Genomic DNA, 22,636 nt, shown 5'->3' on the forward strand with positions numbered 1-22,636 from the left:
GATTGATTGACAGTTTTACTTACAGCAATGCTGACCGAAGCTCGTGCAAATGGTGCAACAAGTGTCTTTGGTATTACCTACACTTATGACAAGAACGGTAACCGTTTAAGTCTTGCTGCAACTGGTACACATCAACAGCCTCAAGCTAATGTGGCTTATACCTACACTGGAAACAAGCTTGCCACTATTGGTGGAGCTGCTGTTTCTCATACGGCTAATTCTGAGTTGATCTATGGTGGATTTACGCCAACTTATGACAATGCCGGTAACCGTCGTGAAGATAAAACTACTAGTGGTGCTGCAACGGCTCCTCAGTACTACATGACTTATAACCATAAAAACGAACGTACTGTTCGCGGTTATACTGCCAACAGTACTGCATGGAAAGCCAATGCTGTTCAGTTCGTTTATGATGAAAATAGCCATCTGATTGGTGAATACAATGACGATGGTGTACCACTAGTTGAGTATGTATGGTTAGGTGATAAACCTGTTGCTGCGATTTATGGCTCTGGGACTACAGCTAAAACTTACTGGATTGCGAGCGATGCTCAAAACACTCCACGTCGTTTAATTGATGCTGCTGATGGTACCACTACTGTTTGGACGTGGGACTCGACTGCATTCGGTGTAGGTACACCAGATGTTCAGAATGTGAACTTTAACCTGCGCTTCCCTGGTCAGTACTATGATGAAGTGACTAAACAACACTACAACCATAACCGCTTCTATAACCCAGTGTTAGGACGTTATGTGGAACCTGACCGTATTGGCTTAAAAGGTGGATTAAATCCTTATATCTATGCTGGCGCAAATCCTATTACGTTTGTAGATGCAACAGGCTTAGCAAATGAATATAATGTCGGCAATAATCGAAATGCTATTGAAAAAATTGCTCCACAATCTTTAGGTGGTAACTATCATGCTAGAGTTGACTCATATAATTTAAACAATCAAAGAACATTTGAAGTCCATGTTTATCGAAAACAGGGTACGAAACTTATTGAACAAGGTATATGGAATGCTGATGGTAGCTTTAAGCCCAAACATGATATTAAAGTTGCACCTAATCTCCCTATCGATGTAAGAAACCAATTAAAAGGAACCATGATTTCTGAATTAAGAAAATTAGACCAATTACCTGCAAAGGGTTATTCAAATATTAAAAGTTTTCAAATAGAAATAGGAAGTGCAAATACACGATTAGGAACTTTAGGTTCATTATTGTTTATTACTCCATTAGTAGAGCAACAACTGCACCCAGAAAGATTCCAAAATTTAAATACTATAGAAAAATTATCATTGATAATGTTACCTGAAGATATTCGACAACATGAATGTCTATCTTCTGGACAATACTGCAATACTATTTCTCCAAAATTTTAATTAAAGGAATTAGACGATGTCTCTTGATGATTTAGTTCAACGATCAATTAAAAATCTTGAACAAAAGCATATTTTTAAAGATAAATCTAGAGGAGTAGATATTATTATAGTCAAGATATACCCGCGCATAGGTTTGGGTTACGGTGGGCAGTTACAATTAGATTTGTGGACAGGAAAAGAGATTCGCGCTATTGCTGAAGATCATCTTGGAAATTATATTATCCGCCATAGCTCAGGCGCTGTTTCATATCTTGATATCGATAAAAAAATAACGTTTGAATTAAGCAATAGTATTAAGAACTTTTTAACTGCATTACAATAAATTAAATCTTATTACCTTTAAGATCATAAAAAATAGCCTTGATAAAAACTATCAAGGCTATTTTGTAATATATTATTGTTTCTATGCCTCAGTATTACATGAAGTATAAGCATAAAAACGAACGTACTGTTCGCGCTTATACAGCTAACAGTACTGCATGAAGAACTAATGCTGTTCAGTTCGTTTATGATAAAAACAGCCATCTAATTGGTGAATACAATGCCGATGGTGTACCACTAGTTGAGTATGTATGGTTAGGGGATAAACCTGTTCTATAATAAAACCTACTGCATACTCCGTAGCTTATGAAATGAGCTAATTCTTCTTATCCTGCTATTTCTCGAGCAAGACATTATCAGGAAGCAAATCAAAATTTATTATCTGCTATGGAAAGTGATCCTCAGTTTTCAACTACCATCAAAAATATGGGAATAAACATATCGCTTACCTCAACAGGGCTTGCACCGAGAACATCTCCAGCCGGATGGACCTGACATCATAATGTAGAACCTGGTAAAATGCAGTTAGTTCCTAGAAATCAGCAGAACTCAGGAAGTCCTTTCTGACCTATTTTCCATCCTAATGGAAAAGGCGGATATTCAATTTGGGGGAAATAATTACATGAACTTACTTAACATTATATCAAATATAAAGAATTTCTCAGATGAATATACTATTTATGCTGAATCTCCTTGGACAACTCTATCAGATGCGATAGTTGTAGAGGAACCTGAAGATGGTGCAATAAAAATAAGTGACAGTGATAAAGTTTATGAGTATTTTCTTGAAATATTCATTGTAAAAGACCCACTAAGTGATCTATCACAAATACCAAGCTTCAATAAACTCACTGTTGAAGATCAGGTTAATAGAATATGTGATTAATGATGCTTAATCCCAATAAATAGAGAGGGTTAACTCTCTCTATTTATTTTAAAACTATTTCTTTGATATATAGTAATAAAATGGACATATGACGGCTAAACCTAGAGCTGGTATTGTTGCTCGCAATGTATCTGAGTCATTAACACCTCATAGAGTTATAGTAAGGGATATTATGCAACTTCGTAGAGTTTATTCTGATATTCCCAATATCCAACTGCAATACTTGATTAACATGAATAAGGCTATGTATCCAGCCTATTTTAAGAAAAAATAATGAGGAGAGATAAATGAATTCGGAAGTTTTTATTAAGAAGTTAAAAGAAGTTATTTTAAATGACTATATAGTTACTTATAAGGAAATTTATGAATCTACCCAAATTGATAAAAATATAGAGAAAGATCCATATTGGCTTAATACTTTAACTTTTTATCAATCTTTACCTTTAAAGGAGAAAGAAATATTATTCAAAATAATCCAACAAACTATTATTGACACTACAAGTACAATCTTAGGTATCATTGATGGTCCAGTTTCTTTAGATGGAGTACGAGGGGATTTTCAACTCACATACCACTCCCCTGAAGAAGATAAAGTTATATTAAATGGAGATTTACAAGATGACTTTTTATCAACCACAAATATAACCTAGGCTCCTAAAGAGTAATCAATAGAGAAATATTTCTCTATTGAAATTAAGAATAATTTTATATTCTATATTATTTAAATATTTACCTTAAAATTAAGATTGTAAAAGATAATTTCAACATTCCTGAAAGAAAAATAATAGGAATTTTCATACAAAAATCTTTAAATCATCATTAAACCAATAATGATTAATTTCCCCTTCATTTGAAACTGTATTAAAGCTATTCGGATTGTGATGATATAAACGAGTAGAAGTTGCTGTACCCGCATGAATATCATAAATAGGATGATCTATTTCTAAATCATAAATTTGCGTTAAATCATATATAGCCGTTTTATGGAGATGGCCATGCAACATTCCAAATAATCCTGTTGTACTCCACTTTTCTAAAGCAATTTTTCCCAAAACGGGACAATCCTTTATGCCATGCTTATTATCGGGTGGTGTATAAAAGGGTTGATGAAAAACCACCAGCTTTATTTTATCTTTTGGGGCTTTTTCTAAACGCTCATAAGTATCTTGAATTTGTTCAATCGAAATATGCCCACGTGTGTGATAACGACGACGTATGCTGTTTACCCCAACAATATAGAAATGTTCGGTTTCTAAAGTCGGCTCTAGTTCACCAAAGAAATATCGATATCGGGTAAATGGAGAAAAAAAACGGTTCCAGACATGATACAAAGGAATATCATGATTCCCAGGCACTAAAAGATAAGGAATATTGAGGCTATCTAAAAACTGCCGACATTTAAAAAATTGTTCATATTTAGCACGCTGAGTAACATCGCCACTCACGACAATCACTTCAGGCGTTTGCTGAATACAAAAATGTCTTATTGCCTCTAAACACTCTTTTTTTTCTGTCCCAAAGTGTAAATCAGACAGATGTAATAACATTCGGCACCATAATATTTAAAGCATTTTTTTCTACAGTGAAATTTAGAGGTGGTTTCATCTCTATGATTTCACCATCTAAAGCAACTGTGAGTTTCGATTTCTTTGCACATTCCACCACAACATGATCTGCACAAAAACTATATACGTCTTCTGCATCTTCAACTTTACCTTGAACCCATTGCCAAAGCATATTCAGTAAACTCAGCTTATCACTTTTTGTAATTACAACTCCAGCCACTCTTCCCTGTGCTGCACATTCTGCAATCCTGAGTTTCATATCACACAACTGTAATTGGTTATTTCCAAAAAAAATTAGAGGTGCTTTAACTGGATATTTTTTCCCATCTACCGTTATCGACAACTTCATGGATTTATTTTCTCTTAATAAAACATCTAAAGCTGAGGTATAAGCATGTAAAGGAAGCCTTCCTAAATATTTATTGTAAAGTTCGCGCTTTTTAATAAAGAGTGGATATAGACCTAAACTGGCATTATTCAAATAAATATTATCATTGATTGCTGCTATATGAACCGATCGAGGTGTACCTGTGGCAATAACTTCTACTGCGTCCAAAAGGTCTAATGGAATATCTAAAACTTTAGCAACGTAGTTAAAAGTCCCTAAAGGCAAAATTCCCATTGGAATAGACGTATTTTTAAGTTTAGATGCAACAGCATTTAAAGTACCATCCCCACCAGCTGCAACCACTACCCCTCTATTTTCATTTTGTGAATGCCGATGGATCACATTATTCATCAAATCATCAAACGATGTATCTTCATTTAATTCAAAAACTTGTATCTCAAAATCATGTTCTGTTAACGCGGTCATCAGTTGCTCATAAACATCTTCATGCTTTGAAGCATGAAATCCTGATTTTTCATTGTAGATGATTGAAAGAGGTTTTAAGGGCCGCATTTTCTTATCGTAAATAGGGATGTTTATTCTATTTTGTATATAAAATCACCTATTAAAAGTCTCTTTATGTAAATTTTGAATGATCTTCATTTGTTTAATCAATAATAATTCTCAAGAAATATTTAAGAGTTAATTTATTGATTTTAAATAAAATAATTTTAATAAATAACACACATACAACATAAAAATATGAAAGTATAAACCGTATAAAAAACTCTAACCAAATGATTTTCATTAAAAAACACTCAAAAACCCAAATATCTAATTGTTAGTCTTTAGTCTTATTTTTTTTATGATTTTATGCTTTAATACAGCCACTTTTTTATTTGATCTTTCATTGTACCCCAATGAATAGACTTGTACGTTGTACACATTTTGAATAGGCCTCACCATGACCACAGTGAACGCACCAGAATTCGTTCGTCATCCTAAGCTTATAGCATGGGTTGAAGAAATTGCAAACTTAACCAAACCAGCAAAAATCGAATGGTGTGACGGAAGCGAAGAAGAATCTCAACGTCTAATCGACTTGATGATCGCTAACGGCACCATGCAGAAATTAAACCAAGAAAAACATCCTGGTTCTTATCTTGCAAATTCTGACCCATCTGACGTTGCGCGTGTTGAAGATCGTACTTACATCTGCTCTCAAAATAAAGAAGATGCTGGTGCGACAAACAACTGGGAAGATCCAGCTGTTATGCGTGAAAAATTAAATGGTTTATTTGAAGGTTCAATGGAAGGCCGTACGATGTACGTTGTTCCTTTCTCTATGGGTCCTTTAGGTAGCCATATTGCTCATATCGGTATCGAGTTAACTGACTCTCCTTATGTTGCTGTTAGCATGCGCAAAATGGCACGTATGGGTAAAGCAGTTTATGACGTATTAGGTACAGACGGCGAATTCGTTCCTTGTGTACACACAGTAGGTGCACCACTTGCTGAAGGTCAAAAAGACGTTGCATGGCCATGTAACCCAGAGAAATATATCGTTCATTACCCAGAGACTCGTGAAATCTGGTCTTTCGGTTCTGGGTACGGCGGTAACGCATTACTTGGTAAAAAATGTTTAGCTCTTCGTATCGCTTCTGTCATGGGACGCGAACAAGGTTGGTTAGCTGAACACATGCTTATTCTTGGTGTAACTAACCCTCAAGGTGAAAAACACTACATCGCTGCTGCTTTCCCATCTGCTTGTGGTAAAACAAACTTTGCGATGTTAATTCCACCAGCAGGTTATGAAGGTTGGAAAATCGAAACTGTAGGTGACGATATTGCTTGGATCAAACCAGGTGAAGACGGTCGCTTATATGCAATTAACCCTGAAGCTGGTTTCTTCGGTGTAGCGCCTGGTACAAATACCAAGACTAACCCGAACTGTATGGCAACTCTTCATAAAGATGTTATCTACACAAACGTAGCAGTAACCGAAGATGGCCAAGTATGGTGGGAAGGTCTTTCTAAAGAAGTTCCAACAAACTTAACGAACTGGAAAGGTCAACCTCACGTAAACGGCGAAAAAGCAGCACATCCAAATGCTCGTTTCACTGTTGCAGCTGGTCAATGTCCATCTATCGATGCTGATTGGGAAAACCCAGCAGGTGTTCCAATTTCTGCATTCATCTTCGGTGGTCGTCGTGCAGATACTGTTCCTTTAGTTTCTGAAGCTTTTGACTGGGTTGACGGCGTTTATAAAGCTGCAACTATGGGTTCTGAAACTACAGCTGCTGCTGTTGGTCAACAAGGTATCGTTCGTCGTGACCCATTCGCGATGCTTCCATTTGCTGGCTATAACATGGCTGACTACTTCGATCACTGGTTAAGCCTTGGTCAAGAAGTAAGTACAAAAGCTGAAGCTGCTGGTAATAAATTACCAAAAATCTTCAATGTAAACTGGTTCCGTCGTGATGCTGAAGGCAACTTCGTATGGCCTGGTTTCGGTCAAAACATGCGTGTTCTTGAGTGGATCATTGACCGTTGTGAAGGTCGTGCAAATGCTGTTGAAACACCAATTGGCCTTGTTCCAACTTACGATGACTTGAACTGGGAAGGTACTGAATTCTCTAAAGAAGAATTTGACCTTATTACAGCTCAAGATAAAGATCAGTGGGTTACTGAAATTGAAAGCCACACTGAGTTATTCAATAAACTTGGTGAGCGCTTACCAAAAGCATTAAAAGAACGTCAAGCAGCTTTACTTGAAGCTGTAAAAACTGGCTTCTAATTGCTGAATATAAAAAAGGCCGCTTTATGCGGCCTTTTTTATTATGCGGCATCATCTTTTAGTCGACGTTCAGATAAATAAGCTTCTAACACTTTTATCTGTTGATCATTAAACGGTAATCCCAATTTAGATCTTCGCCAGAGTATGTCTTCTGCAGTATTTGCCCACTCATATTCACATAAATATTTAACTTCACATTCAAATAAATCGTGACCAAAATTTTGCCCCAATTGTTCTATAGCATTTCGTTCTTGAAGCATGTTCCAAACTCTTGTGCCATATGCATGAGCCCAACGTTTGGCAACGGTGTCAGAAACTCCATTTACGCGTAATTGAATCTGGTTGATTAAATCATCTAGTGTGGTCCAGTTCTCAGCACCTGGTAATGGCTTATTGGCAGTCCACTGCTCTGCCATTTCACTAAAGAACGGAGACAAATGTTCTAAAGCAGCCTCAGCCAGTTTTCGATAAGTCGTAATCTTGCCGCCAAATACCGATAACAATGGTGCGTTAGTATTTTCTGCTTGTAGTGCCAAAGTATAGTCACGGGTAATTGCCGAAGGGTTATCAGACTCATCATCACATAAAGCGCGTACACCTGAGTACTGACTTACAATATCTGCTCGCGTTAACTGTTTTTTAAAATGTGAATTTGTGACCGTCAAAAGATAATCTATTTCTACATCGGTAATCTCTACCTTTTGTGGATCACCTGTATATTCCTGATCTGTTGTACCAATGAGGGTATATTTTTCTAAATATGGAATTGCAAAAACGATGCGTCGGTCTTCATTTTGCATAATAAAGGCTTTATGACAATCATATAGCTTTGGCACAACAATATGACTTCCTTGAATCAATCGGACTTGATAAGGCGATCTTAAATTTAGGTTTTCACTAATGATTTCTTCGACCCAAGGACCTGCTGCATTTACTAAAGCTTTTGCTCGTATTTGATAAGACTCAGCTCCACTTTGTAGTTCCAAATGCCACAGTTCTTGTTCTAGATAAGCCTTCACACATCGTGTTCGTGTCACGACTTTGGCACCCTGCTCTTTAGCTTGTAGCGCATTTAACACAACAAGACGTGCGTCATCTACAGTACAGTCCGAATATTCAAAACCACGCGTTATAGCTGGTTTTAAGGGACTATCTTCTTTGAAATAAATAAGATTTGAACCTAATAATTTTTCTCGTCTTCCCAAATGATCATAAAAAAATAGGCCCGCTCGAATTAACCACGCAGGACGTAAATGTGGCCGATGCGGCATAATAAAACGCATTGGTGCAATAATATGTGGAGCTTTCGCTAATAGTACTTCTCGCTCTGCTAATGCTTCTCTGACCAGTCTAAATTCTTTATGTTCTAAATAACGTAGACCGCCATGAATTAATTTACTGCTAGCAGATGAGGTGTGACTGGCTAAATCATCCTTTTCACATAAAAATACCGATAATCCACGGCCTACTGCATCATTAGCAATACCGACGCCATTAATACCGCCACCAATTACGGCAATATCATATACTTTTGAATAATCATTAGATTGTATTGTCATTTCTCATATTCTTTTTATTGTTGATCTTATAAAAATTAAAACATCAAATTGATGAAACAACAATCTAAAAAGTAGAATAATCAAATTTGAATTAGCAAACCTTTAACCATTAATTGATTACTCTACAATTTAATTAATTTAAGAAAAAATCAATCTTCAGCCCAATTTTGACTACGCTTAACCGCCTTAAGCCAACCTTTATAAATCAGCTCAGATTGTTCAGCAGACATTTTTGGCTCAAATACCTTTTCTATGGCAGATTTATTTCTTAACTCATGAAGATCTTGCCAGAAACCCGTTGCCAACCCTGCAAGGAAAGCTGCACCCAAAGCAGTTGTTTCTTTCATTATTGGGCGTTCTACTGATGTCGCTAAAATATCGGCTTGAAATTGCATCAAGAAATTATTTTCCGTTACTCCCCCATCAACACGAAGAGTACGAAGCTCTTCTTCTGCATCTTGCTGCATAGCATCAAGTACATCTTTTGTCTGGTAAGCAATAGACTCTAAAGTTGCACGAATAATATGTTCAATACTGGCTCCACGTGTCAGACCAAAAATTGCCCCACGCGCTGTTGGGTCCCAATAAGGTGCACCTAATCCAGTAAAAGCAGGAACTACATATACTCCATTACTGTCTTTTACCCGTGTTGCATAAAGCTCAGAGTCTTTAGCGTTCTTAATGACTTTTAACTCATCACGTAACCACTGTACACAAGAGCCACCATTAAATACGGCACCCTCTAAAGCATAGTTCACCTCACCGCTCGCACCACATGCAATAGTTGTGAGTAATCCATGCTCTGAACGGACAATTTTTTTACCTGTGTTCATGAGTAAAAAACAGCCAGTACCGTAAGTATTTTTAGCCTGTCCTGCCTCAACACACATTTGACCAAAAAGCGCAGCTTGTTGATCACCTGCAATTCCCGCAATTGGAATACCGACTTCTTGCCCACTAATGGTATGTGTATATCCATAAACCTCAGATGAACTTCGTACCTCAGGTAACATTGCTTTAGGGATATCTAAGGCCTGTAAAAGCTTTTCATCCCATTCAAGCTTTTCAATATCAAACAGCATAGTTCGTGAAGCATTGGTAAAATCAGTGACGTGAACACCGCCATTGGTTAACTTCCAGATTAACCATGTATCCACCGTACCAAACAACAACTCTCCTCGCTTAGCACGTTCACGGCTTCCTTCAACGTGGTCTAAAATCCATTTAATTTTTGTGGCCGAAAAATAAGGATCAATGACTAAACCCGTTGTTTTACGGATATATTCTTGCCAACCTGCTTTATGCAATTGATTACAAATTTCAGTCGTCTGTCGGCTTTGCCAAACAATCGCATTGTAAATCGGCTTGCCTGTTTTTTTATCCCAAACAACTGTGGTTTCGCGCTGGTTTGTAATGCCAATTGCCGCAACTTGTTCACTCTTAATACCAGCTTGAGCCAATGCCTCTACCCATACCGCACTTTGTGTTGCCCAAATTTCCATAGGGTCATGCTCAACCCAACCCGGCTGAGGATATACTTGAGTAAATTCTTTTTGAGCAATACTGACAACGCTTGCATCATGGTCTAAAACAATTGCTCTTGAGCTTGTTGTTCCCTGATCAAAAGCAACAATATATTTTTTTGGGCAATTTGACATCTGAATGTCCCTTTCATTATCTACACACATCTAGTCCACAATGCTAAGACATTATGTCCAACTGTATTTATTTAAAATTTTCTTTGGAATATATCATTATTTTTAAGGGATATAGGTTTTCTTCTTCCAAACATTACTCATTCTTTATCCGTTTTTACTCATTGGGAAAAAATAACAGCCCAACGTTTCAGATAAGATCACAAAAACCAGTTGGTCGACTGATTTGAAATCACATAAATATTCAACTTATTCCTTCGCTTAAATAATAAACATTGTTTTACAGACATAAAAAAAATAAAGTGAAATACTCTTCTAGATAATATGAAAAATCAGAATAAATCTTCTCTTTTTTAGCATTCAACCCAAGCAAAACATGGAGCGAATCATGGTTGATCAACCTTCTACCGCAACACCTCCACATTCTAATTTAGATACAAAAACTCGTCTAAAATCAATTTTGGGCGGTTCTGCCGGTAACCTTGTCGAATGGTACGACTGGTATGTATATGCCGCATTTACGCTCTATTTTGCTCATGCCTTTTTCCCAAAAGGAAGTCAAACAGCTCAACTCCTACAAGCAGCTGCAATTTTTGCAGTAGGTTTCCTTATGCGTCCTATCGGCGCATGGATTATGGGGATTTATTCAGACCGTAAAGGACGTAAGGCGGGTCTTACACTTTCCGTTACTTTAATGTGTGTTGGCTCTCTACTTATTGCAGTTACACCATCTTATGAAAGCATTGGTGTATTTGCCCCATTACTTCTGGTTGTTGCACGTTTAATACAAGGTCTAAGTGTAGGTGGTGAATATGGTGCAAGTGCTACTTATTTAAGTGAGATGGCAGAAAAAGACCGACGTGGTTTTTTCTCAAGCTTTCAATATGTCACTTTAATTGCCGGACAGCTCACTGCCTTGTGTGTACTTCTCATTTTACAAATGGTACTTACAGAGCAGCAATTACATGACTGGGGATGGCGTATTCCATTCTTTATTGGCGCTTTACTTGCGATTGTTGTGTTCCGTATTCGTCGTGGCTTACTAGAAACTCAATCTTTTAAAAATGCTCAAGCTGAAAAAGACCAACCACAATCGGGCATGTTTGCTTTATTTAAACACTACCCTAAAGAAGCATTCACCGTATTATTTTTAACTGCTGGTGGTACTTTAGCTTTCTATACTTACACCACCTATTTACAGAAATATTTAGTGAATACTTCTGGTTTTACTAAACCTGAAGCTACTCAAATTACCACTTTAGCCCTATTCATCTTTATGTGCTTACAGCCACTGGCAGGCGCATTATCGGATCGAATTGGCCGTAAACCTCTTATGATTGCATTCGGGGTAACAGGTGTTTTATTCACCTATATTTTGTTTGATGCACTCGCAAACACGCATAACTACTGGACAGCATTCTGGTTATGTTTAGGTGGACTGGTCATGGTAACTGGCTATACCTCAATTAACGCTGTTGTAAAAGCCGAACTTTTCCCTGCACATATTCGAGCTTTGGGTGTCGCGTTACCTTATGCAATTGCCAATACTTTATTCGGTGGCACAGCCGAGTTTTTCGCGTTAAGTTTCAAAGAAGCTGGTCATGAATCATGGTTCTTTATTTATGTCAGTATTATGATTTTCATTTCATTACTGATCTATATATTTATGAAAGACACCAAGCATCATTCAAAAATTAAAGAGCATTAATATTTTACAATTAGAGTCAATATCGTCAGTTAATATTGGCTCTAACCAAGCGAATAAGCACAAACAACCCTTCTATTTTATGAGATACTTCATATAAGAAAATAAGGACGATACTGATGAACAAAAGTATTTTATGTTTGGCATTAAGTAGTATGTTTATTTTAACTGCTTGTCAGACTACACCTCGACAATATAATGGTTCAACTGGCTATCAGATTGAAAACCAAACTAAAACTTCAGCGACTTTAGCTTATACTTTAGCTGGTCGTAGTAACCAGCAACTTGATGAGCGTAAATTACAACGTGCTTGCCAAAATGTGTTAGGTGCTCAGAAAGTTTATAAATTATCAATTTTAAGTGTCAATGAAATTCCAAACCCAGCTAAAGATGAGCAGTATGGAATTAAATTGGGTGAAACTCGTGCTTCTTTCGGTTTATCAAACACACCAAGTTTAAATAATGGTGAAGATTACGCGACTCGCCAAGCACTTGAAGCTCGCCCAAGCACATTAAAAGTGGTTCGTTATACTTGTTCATAAAATAAAGAAAGACGCTGTTCTTTTACAGCGTCTTATAAAAACTTACATTTCTAAATTCTCTTGCTTCATCCAGATCTGGCCACGTAGTAGCGCTTCTTTCTTCAATTTTTTCATATTTTGGATGACTAAAATTTTTAACTCGGCTATCTGCCACCCAAACTTCTGGCGCAAATTTTAAAAATTCGTCTAAGAAAAAGCGGTTACATTGGTCATATAACACATCAGCAGCCAATAGAACATCAACTTGTTCAGCTTTATATAAATCGTCCAAATATTCGAGCTCTACACTATTAAGCAATGCATTTTCACGGCAAGCATTTAGACTAACTTGATCAATGTCACAGCAGATTACTCGTTTTGCTCCTGCCATTTTTGCAGCAATAGCGACTACACCAGAACCCGCGCCAAAATCTAATACCACTTTATCTTTAACATGGTGCGGCTCTGCAAGTATCCACTGCGCCATCGCCAAACCTGATGCCCAACAGAAAATCCAATACGGCGTGTCATTCCAAATACGACGAATAACTTCATCATCTAAACGATCAGTCGGGAAAACTGGCGGAATCAACCATAAAGAGATTGGAGTTTCAGGCAACTGTTGTGCCATTAACTCACATTGAGGAATGACTTCATGTAAGGCTTGAAGTAAATGTTCAGGTGCGTTGGTCAGTTGAAAGGTACAGCTCATCAGATTTCTTTTAATTCATTTTTATAACAAGCATAACAGAGTCATTCCATTATGATTTGGATTTTTACCTTAACCTTCGGTTGGACCTACTTTTCTTTCGGGAAAAGTAGGCAAAACCATTGTCATCCGCAAAACTCGGCAGATACTCTCTAGAATCGAAAGCATCGCAGAAACATTAAATTTTTAACGTATTTCTGCCTCAAACAATTGCGGATGACGGTTACGCGTATCAAATAACAGCCTAGCGTTAATTAAATTAACCTAAAGCTTTTTCAGCAGCTTCTACAGTTTGACGAATCAAAGTTGTGATTGTCATTGGACCAACACCACCCGGTACTGGTGTGTAAGCAGAAGCAATTTCTTCAATACCTTGTAATTGAATATCGCCAACGCCGCCACCCTCACGTGGATGGAAACCTGCGTCTACAACAACTGCACCTTGTTTAATCCAATCTTTTTGAATAAGTTCAGCTTTACCTACAGCACCAACAATAATGTCAGCTTGTTTTACAAGCTCAGGTAAATTTTGTGTACGCGAATGGCAAATCGTTACTGTTGCATTTGCTTGTAACAACATCATTGCCATTGGTTTACCTAAAATTGCTGAACGGCCAACTACAACTGCATGTTTGCCCGCAATTTCGATATTGTTTTCTTTAAGAATCGTCATAATGCCAGCTGGAGTTGCTGAACCGTACGCAGCTTCACCCATTGCCATACGACCAAAACCAAGGCAAGTTACGCCATCAACATCTTTTGCTAATGAGATTGCATCAAAACATGCACGCTCATCAATTTGTGCAGGAACTGGATGTTGTAAAAGAATACCGTGAACATCTGGATTGGCATTTAGCTTTTCAATTTCAGCTAACAATTGTTCTGTTGTCGTTTCTTGTGGTAATTCGATTTTTAATGAATCCATACCTACGCGGTGGCAGGCATTACCTTTCATACGTACATAAGTTGCAGATGCACCGTCATCCCCAACCAAAATAGTCGCCAAAATCGGGGTACGACCTGTTTTTGCTTTTAAAGCTTCAACACGTACCGACAAATTTTCTTCAATTTGCTTTGCTAATGCACGACCGTCTAAAACCAATGCCACAGCACATCTCCAAGGTAGACATGAATTTAATGTGCCAATAATACATGATAATTTCGCTAATTTTATTCTAGATGTTGTTTTTATGTGCATCTTCGCTCAAAACGGTATTGTTTTTTTCGTAAAGGTTGCTAATATGTGCATCACCAAATGTAGGCGGGGTGGCAGAGTGGTCATGCAGCGGACTGCAACTCCGTGGACGCCGGTTCGATTCCGACCTCCGCCTCCAAATTTGGTAAAGCCCGGGTGGTGAAATAGGTAGACACAGGGGATTTAAAATCCCCCGCCCACAAAGCGTGCCGGTTCGAGTCCGGCCCCGGGCACCATCTTCAAGTACTGAATATGGTGTCATAAAGAATCCAGCGTAAGCTGGTTTTTTTATATCTAAAAAAAGGGCTACATATGTAACCCCTATTCTTTTATGCTTTAAGCAGTTTTCTGATCTTGCTTTAAAGGCGTCAAATTCAGATCCAATATAATCTCGTTTTGCCTGCTTGAATCCACTTGATATTCAGCATTCTTAATTGAATCTAAAAATACCCACTCCGAATGAACTTGTGCCTGATCGAGAGTAACGAGCAAGTATCCGCGTTGATTTAAATTACAATAGACCAATTCATCAATCAATGTAGTAAACGCAAACTCAAACTGCTGTAACTGTGCCAATGGAATACTTAAATATTTTTCTAAGCCAGGAGATGATACAGAGCTTGTTGCCAGTTCAACACCTACATATTTTCCTTTTTGGCTATATAAATAAGATGCCCATGCGTTGTGTGTATCTCCCGCAAGCACAATCATCTTTTTATTAAACTCTGCCAATTTATCGTATACAAACTCTCGCTCAGCATAGTAACCATCCCAAGCATCTAAATTGTATGGTGCCACCGTCATAATCCTTGCTTTTTCTTGGGCTGTTAATGTTGGATCATTTTGTTGTAAACGAAGTCTTAAAGTGACCAACTCGGTAATTTGTGCGTTCATCTTAGCAAGTGCTTCAGATGAAGTTCCTCCTGAAGTAATTTGCCCTAAAGATGCCAGCAATTCGGCTGGAATCCACATTTTACTCATTAAGACTTGCTGCCCTACCACATTCCATGTTGCAGTAGATTGCGTTAATTTATCGACCAACCAATCTCTTTGCGTATACCCCATTAAAGTACGCGCCGGATTTGTTAAATCTGCTTGAAATTTTACAATATCTAAGCCAGAGGCTGTCATATAGTCCGCATATTCAAGTTGCTTGTCACGCGCAATAATGCGTGTATCTAGCATAGTGAGTTGGACAAGAGAGCCAAAGTTAAACTGGCGATAAATATTTAAATGGTCAGAACTTGAAACTGGACGAATCGGCATCCATTCAAAATAAGCTTGCAGAGCAGCTAATTTACGATCTGAGAAAGACACTTCGTTACTTTGATGGTTTTCCGCACCATCACGCCAAGCATCGTTCGCTAACTCGTGATCATCCCAAATTACAATAAAAGGATGGCGTTGATGAGCTGCTTGTAAATCTTTATCCTGACGATAAAGTGCATAGCGTTTGCGATAATCATCTAATTTAATAATTTCTTTATTATTGTCAGCAGGTAGCGTACGACCTAGCTTTGCAGCATCCTCTGTCGCATAACCATCTGCCCCATACTCATAAATATAGTCACCTAAATGAATAATGACATCGACGTTTTGTTTTGCCATTTCACGATAAACATAAAAGTAACCCGCAGGATAGTTAGAGCAAGAACATACTGCAAAGCTTACTTTATTGGTCGATGTTGGTAATGTTTTCGTCTGCCCTACTGGTGAAACCTTACTACCAAACTTAAAACGGTAGTAGTACACCGTATCTGCTTGTAAACCAGCTGCATCAACTTTCACTGTAAAGTCATCAGTTTTGCTTGTTTCAACCATCCCCGTCTTTAAATTTTGTTTAAACTGATTATCGGTTGAAATTTCCCACACAACTTTTAAGCGTCCCCCGGAGTCTGTAGGTGTCAGCCGTGTCCATAAAATGACTTTATCCTGTAAGGGATCTCCACTTGCAACACCATGAAGAAAATCTGCTTGTACTTGAGGACTTTCATCTTCTGAACCGTCATTACAACCAGTAAAAGCAACAGGCATAGATAAAGCCCCAAAACCGAGTAGACTTTTTTGAATTAATTCTCGGCGTGAAATTTTCTCTGACATAAAATTCTCTAAGTTTTAAGCAATGAGTGCTTTAAACTTAAGTACATAAGATGAACGTCTGATCTCAGTTTGATGAACAAATCATGACACAAACTGGTTAATTTATATAAATACCGACAAGAACTGATTGAAAATAAAGCAAACTCTCTGTTTTTCTCTTGCCAATCGCGCACTTGTCCTCTATTATTGCGCACATGCCCGGGTGGTGAAATAGGTAGACACAGGGGATTTAAAATCCCCCGCCCACAAAGCGTGCCGGTTCGAGTCCGGCCCCGGGCACCATTTTCAACTATTGAATTTGGTGTTAGAAAGAATCCAGCGCAAGCTGGTTTTTTTATGTCTGATGAAAATAAAAATTATGATAAAAACAATCATATTTATTTCCACCCTACTTTTTATATCGATTGCAGATGCTGAAGATATATTTAACGGCACAATCTTATTTAAAAATAATGATTGGCACTTTATACGCTGCTCTCTAACTCAGGATGACTACCTAATCAAAACATCTCAAGATGTAATTACTCAATTAAAAGCATTACAACATCAAAAGACAACCTATTGGATAAGCGTATTAGCAGATGTGAATGAGCAGCAAAATGGACATTTAATTTTAAAAATTAAAAAAATAGATCAAGTACATTTAAAAGCATCATGTCATTTATTAGATGCGATTGAAAATTTTGAGAATCGAGAGTAATTACCACTCTCGATTCATCACCAGCTCTTCCATTTCAAGATCTAAAAATCCTGCATCTTGAACTACCATCATCATTGCCTCAGCAATGTAATCGGCAGCACTATCATCAAGCGATGAATCCAGATCTTCAAACTGTGGTTTCATTTCATTAATTTCATTTACAGTCTGATGAGCATATCGATAAACATCTTGATCAGCTAAAGCAGGCTTCTGAACTTTTTTAGCAAATTGTTCAATAAGCTGCTTAAGTTCAGCGACCAAAATATCTGGATAATATTCATCATCAAACATTGGGAGAAGTAGGTCTTCGAACATACAAAAGATTACACAACAGCAAAAACTTGACGCTTATAACATATTTTCGCAAAAATCACGAGATTTTTACCCGACTCCTCATCCGCCTTTATATGATACACAGACATCTAATTCAATACGAATACACTTTATGCCTGCTGCATGGCTTGCCAAACTAAAACAGCCTCATGCATCGCTTTCACATCATGTGCTCTTACAATCGACGCTCCTTGCTGAATACTTAACAAATGCCCAGTAACGCTTCCTACAGCACGCTGATCAGCAGCTGCACCTTTCAAAGCCTCACCTATAAAGCGTTTACGAGAAAGACCTGATAAAATTGGATAACCTAATTGATTAAGTTTCCAAAATTCTTTTAATAGTTTTAAATTTTGCTGAGCATTTTTTGCAAAACCAAATCCAGGATCAATAATAATATTATGCTGTTGAATTCCAGCAACCAAAGCCTCACCAATGCGTTGTTGCAGCTCTTGCATCACATCAAGTGTTACATCAGTGTACTGATCCAACTGATTCATTGTGGTTGGCTCACCACGCATATGCATAATGACTACAGGTATATCTAACTCTGCTGCGGTCTTCAATGCATTAGGGCGTGTTAGAGCGCGTACATCATTCCAAATATGCGCCCCTGCTGCTTTTGCTGCACGAATCACCTCTGGCTGGCTCGTGTCGATCGATAAAATAACATTATGCCGAGATAAAACTTCAACTACAGGTACCACACGGCGTATTTCTTCTTCAATCGCCACTTCTGAAGCACCAGGTCGAGTAGACTCCCCCCCAATATCAATAATAGTCGCGCCTTGTTCAATCATACTAAGCGCATGCTCAACCGCTTGGTCTAATTGGTTATGTTTACCACCATCGCTAAAAGAATCCGGGGTGACATTTAAAATGCCCATAACATGTGGCTGAGATAAATCTAGTTGAAGCTGTCCACACTGTAAAATCTGCTTTGGTAAAGATATTAACTGCATAAAAAGCTCCGGTTTAAAATCAGGTGATATTTTAGCAAGTCTATACTTTACATGCTGTTGATTTCTTTTCAGCTTTAGCCGAATTTAAGACAAATAAAAAAGCCACATGACTGTGGCTTTTTTATTAATTAACTTAATTCATCGCTGGTAATGGCGGTGGAGTAGATGGGCCATCTTTCGGTGGTTCAAATGCAGCCACTGGATTTTCAGCAACATAGACTTTAGGTGGTTGTGGCTCACGACCTTCCATAATGTCACGAATTTGATCACGATCAATGGTTTCCCATTCCATCAAAGCTTTTACCATTGCATGGGCAATATCTTTATTACCTTCTAAGATATTACGTGCAACTTTATATTGTTCATCTAAAATACGGCGTACTTCCTGATCAACCTGTTGTTGAGTTGCTTCAGAAATCGTACGACTTCCTACATTTCCAAAGAAACCATTCTGGTTCTCATCTTCGTAAACCATAACACCCATTTTGTCAGACATACCGTACTTCGTAACCATCGCACGAGCCATTTTCGTAGCACGCTCAAAGTCATTTGAAGCACCAGTCGATTGCTGCTGAATAAAGACTTCTTCAGCAATACGACCACCAAACAAAATTGCAATTTCATTCAACATTTTGTCTTTATAGTGGCTAATCTGGTCTTGTTCAGGTAACTGCCAAGTTACACCTAAAGCCCAACCACGCGGCATAATTGTTACTTTATGCACAGGGTCAGTACCCGGTAAAATCTCAGCAACAATTGCATGTCCAGCTTCATGGTAAGCTGTTGCACGGCGCTCTTCTTCACGCAGAACCATTGATTTGCGTTCTGGTCCCATATAGATCTTGTCTTTTGCATCTTCAAAGTCATGCATATCGACAGTGTTCTTATTACGGCGAGCAGCAAACAAAGCAGCTTCGTTTACAAGGTTTGCCAACTGAGCACCAGAGAAACCAGGTGTACCACGTGATAAGACTTTAACATCTACACCAGTCACTGAAGGTAACTTTTTCAAATGTACATTCAGGATTTGCTCACGACCACGGATGTCCGGTAGACCTACCATAACTTGACGGTCGAAACGGCCTGGACGTAACAATGCTTTATCCAACACATCAACACGGTTAGTTGCAGCAATAACGATTACGCCTTCATTACCTTCAAAACCATCCATCTCTACGAGCATTTGGTTTAAGGTTTGTTCGCGTTCGTCATGTCCACCGCCAGTACCTGAACCACGGTGACGACCTACTGCATCAATCTCATCAATAAAAATGATACATGGTGCATGACGTTTTGCTTGTTCAAACATATCGCGGACACGGGACGCACCCACACCCACAAACATCTCAACAAAGTCAGAACCAGAAATGCTGAAGAATGGAACTTTTGCTTCACCAGCAATTGCTTTAGCTAATAACGTTTTACCAGTACCTGGAGGACCAACCATAAGTACGCCACGTGGAATTGTAGCGCCCAAGCGTTTGAACTTTGCAGGATCTTTTAAGAAATCTACAATTTCTACAACTTCTTGTTTCGCTTCATCACAACCGGCAACGTCAGCAAAAGTCACTTTGATTTGGTCTTCAGAAAGCATTTTTGCTTTTGACTTACCAAAACTCATCGGACCATTTTTACCGCCTGCACCACCACCCATGTTACGCATAAAGAACATGAATAACAAAATGATTAACAGTACAGGGAAACTAGCAATGAGAAGTTGCATCAAAATGCCTTGACGTTGTGGTGCTGTGCCCTCTACAACAACATTTTGCTTGTTTAAGCTTGGCATAAGTTCAGTGTCTTCAACTTGCGGACGAACAGTTTCAAACTGAGATCCGTTAGTTTTTTCACCACTAATATTTAAACCGTCAATCGTGACTTGCTTAATTTGGCCAGCATTCACCGCTGCAACAAAATCTGAATATTTCATTGCAGAAGGCTTATTGCGGTCACTGATATTACTGAAAATTAAAATCAGAACACCCAGTATTATTAGCCACAATACGGCATTCTTGAAGTAATCGCTCAAAGCTTTATTCCCATATCGATCTAATTTGATCATGCCTAATCTTGGCCGATCTTCTTAAAAACAGCAATTGTCTTGCTTGCGGATAACCTAAAAGATACAAAATGCACAATTTTTAGGAGCTTGGCAAGTAAACTTTATTGCAATGCTTTCTTACGCCCTTGTCCAACCAAAAAAACTTCTTTAGATCGTGCCCGAGAAGCTGCCGGTTTTGCTGTTTTTAACACATCAAAACTATCAACGACTTGTTTACGAAACTCATCAAATCCTGCGCCTTGAAACACTTTAACAACAAATTGTCCATTTGGACCCAAGACTTTTTGAGCAAAGTCTAAAGCAAGTTCACATAAGTAAATCTGTCGAGGTTGATCAACAGCCCTATTACCTGATGTATTGGGGGCCATATCAGAAATTACAATGTCTACTTGTCTTCCATTTAAAATATTTAACAATTTTTCAAATACTGCTTCTTCTCTGAAGTCGCCTTGTAAGAAAGTGACATCCGGCAAAGCATCCATAGGTAAAATATCGGAAGCAATAACCAACCCTTTGCTACCAACAAGTTTCCCAGCAATTTGCGACCAACTCCCAGGAGCCGCTCCCAAATCAACCACTGTCATGCCTGGCTTGATCAACTTATATTTTTCTTGAATTTCAAGAAGTTTATATGCTGCTCGTGCACGATATCCTTCCTTTTGTGCTTTTTTTACAAAAGGATCGTCTAGATGTTCCCTCATCCACGCACGACTACTTTTAGACAATTTTTGGTTTGTAATGCGTGTTGCCATAACTCACTAAATATCAAAAAAACTTCTGATTGCTCATTGTACGTGAAAATTACTCTCATTACAGTACGGATGTAACGTAATCTCAATAACTTTTACAGTTTTTTTCCAATAATGTTGATCGATTATTTATACAGTTTTTCGTACATTTGATTTTAAGTTTTTTGCTATACTAAGTCGTTTTTAAAATCAGGTATTTTTAATGGCCGCTTTATCTATTCATGAACGTAAACGTTTACGTCAAATTGGTCATGTGCTTAATCCGGTTGTCATGATTGGTGGACAAGGCTTAACAGATGCTGTAATCGAAGAAACTCTTCGTGCTTTGAATGATCATGAACTCATCAAAGTAAAAGTTGCTGGCGAAGATCGTGAAGCTCGTGCTGCTGTAATCGATGCAATTGTCGAAGCAACTGGTGCTGAAGCTGTGCAAAAAATTGGTAAAATTGTTTTACTTTACAAAAAAGCAGCTAAACAGAACCAACACTTATCTAACCTTGTTCGTCACGCTCACTTAGCAAACTAATTTATTGACTACTTTATGGCAAGTTACGAACTTTCAGCTTTTGATCGTTTTCATGCTGTTTCTGTTGTTGGCGCAATTGAACAGCAAACCCCACATACATTAAATGTGGGTTTTTGGATTCGTGATCCAAACCAACTTATTATCTGGCCTCAAGAAGTTGCAGCTCATCCCCGTCAAGATTTTTTGTGGGAAGAGACTTGTTTTGAGATTTTTATTGGCGTGCATGGTGAAGATTTCTATCGGGAAATTAATCTTTCTCCTTCTCAAGCATGGCAAACTTACCAGTTTGAAGAATATCGCTATCCGGAAAGCATGCCTCCCCTCGTTGCTTACGATATCGAGCTCAATCATCTCAAGCGTACTCACTACGGCTTAAATGTAAGTCTTGATTTAGGTCAGTTTATGCAGCAGCATCATTTAAAATGGACAAACCTTTATTTAGGTTTAACTGCTGTTTTAAAGACTAAAGATGGTATGCAGTACTATGCAATGCAGCATAGTGGACAAAATGCTGATTTTCACAATAAACGTGATTGGCTACATCAGTTTTAAAAATAAAAAAGCGAGAAATTGATTC

The 22,636-nt window shown here is 38.0% G+C and carries 21 protein-coding genes and 3 tRNA genes; 13 read left to right on the plus strand and 11 right to left on the minus strand.

The window, feature by feature from the left end:
• Positions 1-6: 6 nt before the first annotated feature.
• The 4 genes from ABFY81_RS09960 (at position 7) to ABFY81_RS09975 (ending at position 3,243) form a co-directional block, all read left to right on the plus strand.
• Positions 7-1,386: an RHS repeat-associated core domain-containing protein gene (locus ABFY81_RS09960; protein ID WP_347913680.1), complete on the plus strand. Its 1,380-nt coding sequence runs from the start codon at positions 7-9 to the stop codon at positions 1,384-1,386.
• Positions 1,387-1,402: 16 nt separating this feature from the next.
• Positions 1,403-1,708, plus strand: a complete 306-nt coding sequence (locus ABFY81_RS09965; protein WP_347913681.1) for a hypothetical protein — start codon at positions 1,403-1,405, stop codon at positions 1,706-1,708.
• 621 nt (positions 1,709-2,329) lie between these two features.
• The gene (locus ABFY81_RS09970; RefSeq protein ID WP_347913682.1) at positions 2,330-2,593 is read left to right on the plus strand and encodes a hypothetical protein; all 264 of its coding nucleotides are present in this window, start codon (positions 2,330-2,332) and stop codon (positions 2,591-2,593) included.
• 287 nt (positions 2,594-2,880) lie between these two features.
• Positions 2,881-3,243 carry a transposase gene (locus ABFY81_RS09975; RefSeq protein ID WP_068935493.1) on the plus strand — a complete coding sequence of 121 codons (363 nt, stop codon included), beginning with the start codon at positions 2,881-2,883 and terminating at the stop codon, positions 3,241-3,243.
• Between the two features lie 144 nt (positions 3,244-3,387).
• Here the strand turns inward: ABFY81_RS09975 and ABFY81_RS09980 are convergent, their stop codons facing one another.
• The gene (locus ABFY81_RS09980; RefSeq protein ID WP_347913683.1) at positions 3,388-4,140 is read right to left on the minus strand and encodes a metallophosphoesterase family protein; all 753 of its coding nucleotides are present in this window, start codon (positions 4,138-4,140) and stop codon (positions 3,388-3,390) included.
• Complete coding sequence (locus tag ABFY81_RS09985) at positions 4,121-5,059, minus strand: diacylglycerol kinase family protein (protein WP_347913684.1); 939 nt, start codon at positions 5,057-5,059, stop codon at positions 4,121-4,123. Before ABFY81_RS09985 ends, ABFY81_RS09980 begins: the two co-directional genes overlap by 20 nt.
• A 391-nt stretch (positions 5,060-5,450) precedes the next feature.
• Between ABFY81_RS09985 and ABFY81_RS09990 the strand changes: the two genes are divergently transcribed.
• Positions 5,451-7,283, plus strand: a complete 1,833-nt coding sequence (locus ABFY81_RS09990) for a phosphoenolpyruvate carboxykinase (GTP) (protein WP_004699652.1) — start codon at positions 5,451-5,453, stop codon at positions 7,281-7,283.
• A 41-nt stretch (positions 7,284-7,324) separates the two neighbouring features.
• On the opposite strand, the gene glpD is transcribed toward ABFY81_RS09990, so the two are convergent.
• Both glpD and glpK read right to left on the minus strand, forming a co-directional pair.
• Positions 7,325-8,842, minus strand: coding sequence for a glycerol-3-phosphate dehydrogenase (glpD, locus tag ABFY81_RS09995; RefSeq protein WP_347913685.1), 1,518 nt, complete (start codon positions 8,840-8,842; stop codon positions 7,325-7,327).
• A 149-nt stretch (positions 8,843-8,991) separates the two neighbouring features.
• Positions 8,992-10,500, minus strand: a complete 1,509-nt coding sequence (glpK, locus tag ABFY81_RS10000; protein WP_347913686.1) for a glycerol kinase GlpK — start codon at positions 10,498-10,500, stop codon at positions 8,992-8,994.
• Positions 10,501-10,873: 373 nt separating this feature from the next.
• Between glpK and ABFY81_RS10005 the strand changes: the two genes are divergently transcribed.
• Both ABFY81_RS10005 and ABFY81_RS10010 read left to right on the plus strand, forming a co-directional pair.
• Entirely contained in the window at positions 10,874-12,205 is a 1,332-nt protein-coding gene (locus tag ABFY81_RS10005) for an MFS transporter (RefSeq protein WP_347913687.1), read from the plus strand.
• Between the two features lie 116 nt (positions 12,206-12,321).
• Positions 12,322-12,744 carry a hypothetical protein gene (locus tag ABFY81_RS10010; RefSeq protein WP_004699645.1) on the plus strand — a complete coding sequence of 141 codons (423 nt, stop codon included), beginning with the start codon at positions 12,322-12,324 and terminating at the stop codon, positions 12,742-12,744.
• Positions 12,745-12,766: 22 nt separating this feature from the next.
• Here the strand turns inward: ABFY81_RS10010 and ABFY81_RS10015 are convergent, their stop codons facing one another.
• Positions 12,767-13,435 carry a 50S ribosomal protein L11 methyltransferase gene (locus ABFY81_RS10015; RefSeq protein WP_347913688.1) on the minus strand — a complete coding sequence of 223 codons (669 nt, stop codon included), beginning with the start codon at positions 13,433-13,435 and terminating at the stop codon, positions 12,767-12,769.
• A gap of 256 nt (positions 13,436-13,691) precedes the next feature.
• Positions 13,692-14,540: a bifunctional methylenetetrahydrofolate dehydrogenase/methenyltetrahydrofolate cyclohydrolase FolD gene (folD, locus tag ABFY81_RS10020; RefSeq protein WP_347913689.1), complete on the minus strand. Its 849-nt coding sequence runs from the start codon at positions 14,538-14,540 to the stop codon at positions 13,692-13,694.
• 152 nt (positions 14,541-14,692) lie between these two features.
• Between folD and ABFY81_RS10025 the strand changes: the two genes are divergently transcribed.
• A tRNA-Cys gene (locus tag ABFY81_RS10025) sits at positions 14,693-14,766 on the plus strand.
• 11 nt (positions 14,767-14,777) lie between these two features.
• Positions 14,778-14,863: transfer RNA gene (locus ABFY81_RS10030), tRNA-Leu, on the plus strand.
• Positions 14,864-14,963: 100 nt separating this feature from the next.
• Here ABFY81_RS10030 and ABFY81_RS10035 read toward each other — a convergent pair.
• A complete protein-coding gene (locus ABFY81_RS10035; RefSeq protein WP_347913690.1) occupies positions 14,964-16,727 on the minus strand; it encodes an alkaline phosphatase D family protein in 1,764 nt (587 codons plus the stop codon).
• Between the two features lie 196 nt (positions 16,728-16,923).
• Here ABFY81_RS10035 and ABFY81_RS10040 point away from each other — a divergent pair.
• Together ABFY81_RS10040 and ABFY81_RS10045 are read left to right on the plus strand one after the other, a co-directional pair.
• Positions 16,924-17,009, plus strand: a tRNA-Leu gene (locus ABFY81_RS10040).
• Positions 17,010-17,085: 76 nt separating this feature from the next.
• Entirely contained in the window at positions 17,086-17,427 is a 342-nt protein-coding gene (locus tag ABFY81_RS10045) for a hypothetical protein (protein WP_347913691.1), read from the plus strand.
• On the opposite strand, the gene ABFY81_RS10050 is transcribed toward ABFY81_RS10045, so the two are convergent.
• The 4 genes from ABFY81_RS10050 to rlmE all read right to left on the minus strand — a co-directional run bounded on the left by ABFY81_RS10050 (position 17,428) and on the right by rlmE (position 21,536).
• On the minus strand, positions 17,428-17,742 hold the full coding sequence (locus tag ABFY81_RS10050) for a DUF5713 family protein (RefSeq protein ID WP_004699637.1): 315 nt from the start codon (positions 17,740-17,742) through the stop codon (positions 17,428-17,430). It abuts the gene before it with no gap.
• Positions 17,743-17,870: 128 nt separating this feature from the next.
• On the minus strand, positions 17,871-18,722 hold the full coding sequence (folP, locus tag ABFY81_RS10055) for a dihydropteroate synthase (protein ID WP_347913692.1): 852 nt from the start codon (positions 18,720-18,722) through the stop codon (positions 17,871-17,873).
• A gap of 133 nt (positions 18,723-18,855) precedes the next feature.
• Entirely contained in the window at positions 18,856-20,751 is a 1,896-nt protein-coding gene (gene ftsH, locus ABFY81_RS10060; protein ID WP_347913708.1) for an ATP-dependent zinc metalloprotease FtsH, read from the minus strand.
• A 134-nt stretch (positions 20,752-20,885) separates the two neighbouring features.
• The gene (gene rlmE / locus ABFY81_RS10065) at positions 20,886-21,536 is read right to left on the minus strand and encodes a 23S rRNA (uridine(2552)-2'-O)-methyltransferase RlmE (RefSeq protein WP_000235573.1); all 651 of its coding nucleotides are present in this window, start codon (positions 21,534-21,536) and stop codon (positions 20,886-20,888) included.
• Between the two features lie 199 nt (positions 21,537-21,735).
• On the opposite strand from rlmE, the gene yhbY reads away from it, so the two are divergent.
• Entirely contained in the window at positions 21,736-22,059 is a 324-nt protein-coding gene (yhbY, locus tag ABFY81_RS10070) for a ribosome assembly RNA-binding protein YhbY (RefSeq protein WP_004699631.1), read from the plus strand.
• A gap of 15 nt (positions 22,060-22,074) precedes the next feature.
• Complete coding sequence (locus tag ABFY81_RS10075; protein ID WP_347913693.1) at positions 22,075-22,611, plus strand: DOMON-like domain-containing protein; 537 nt, start codon at positions 22,075-22,077, stop codon at positions 22,609-22,611.
• Positions 22,612-22,636: the final 25 nt, after the last annotated feature.

Origin of the sequence: Acinetobacter sp. WA-87 (assembly GCF_039938935.1) — a bacterium.
Classification (GTDB): Bacteria; Pseudomonadota; Gammaproteobacteria; order Pseudomonadales; family Moraxellaceae; genus Acinetobacter; species Acinetobacter seifertii.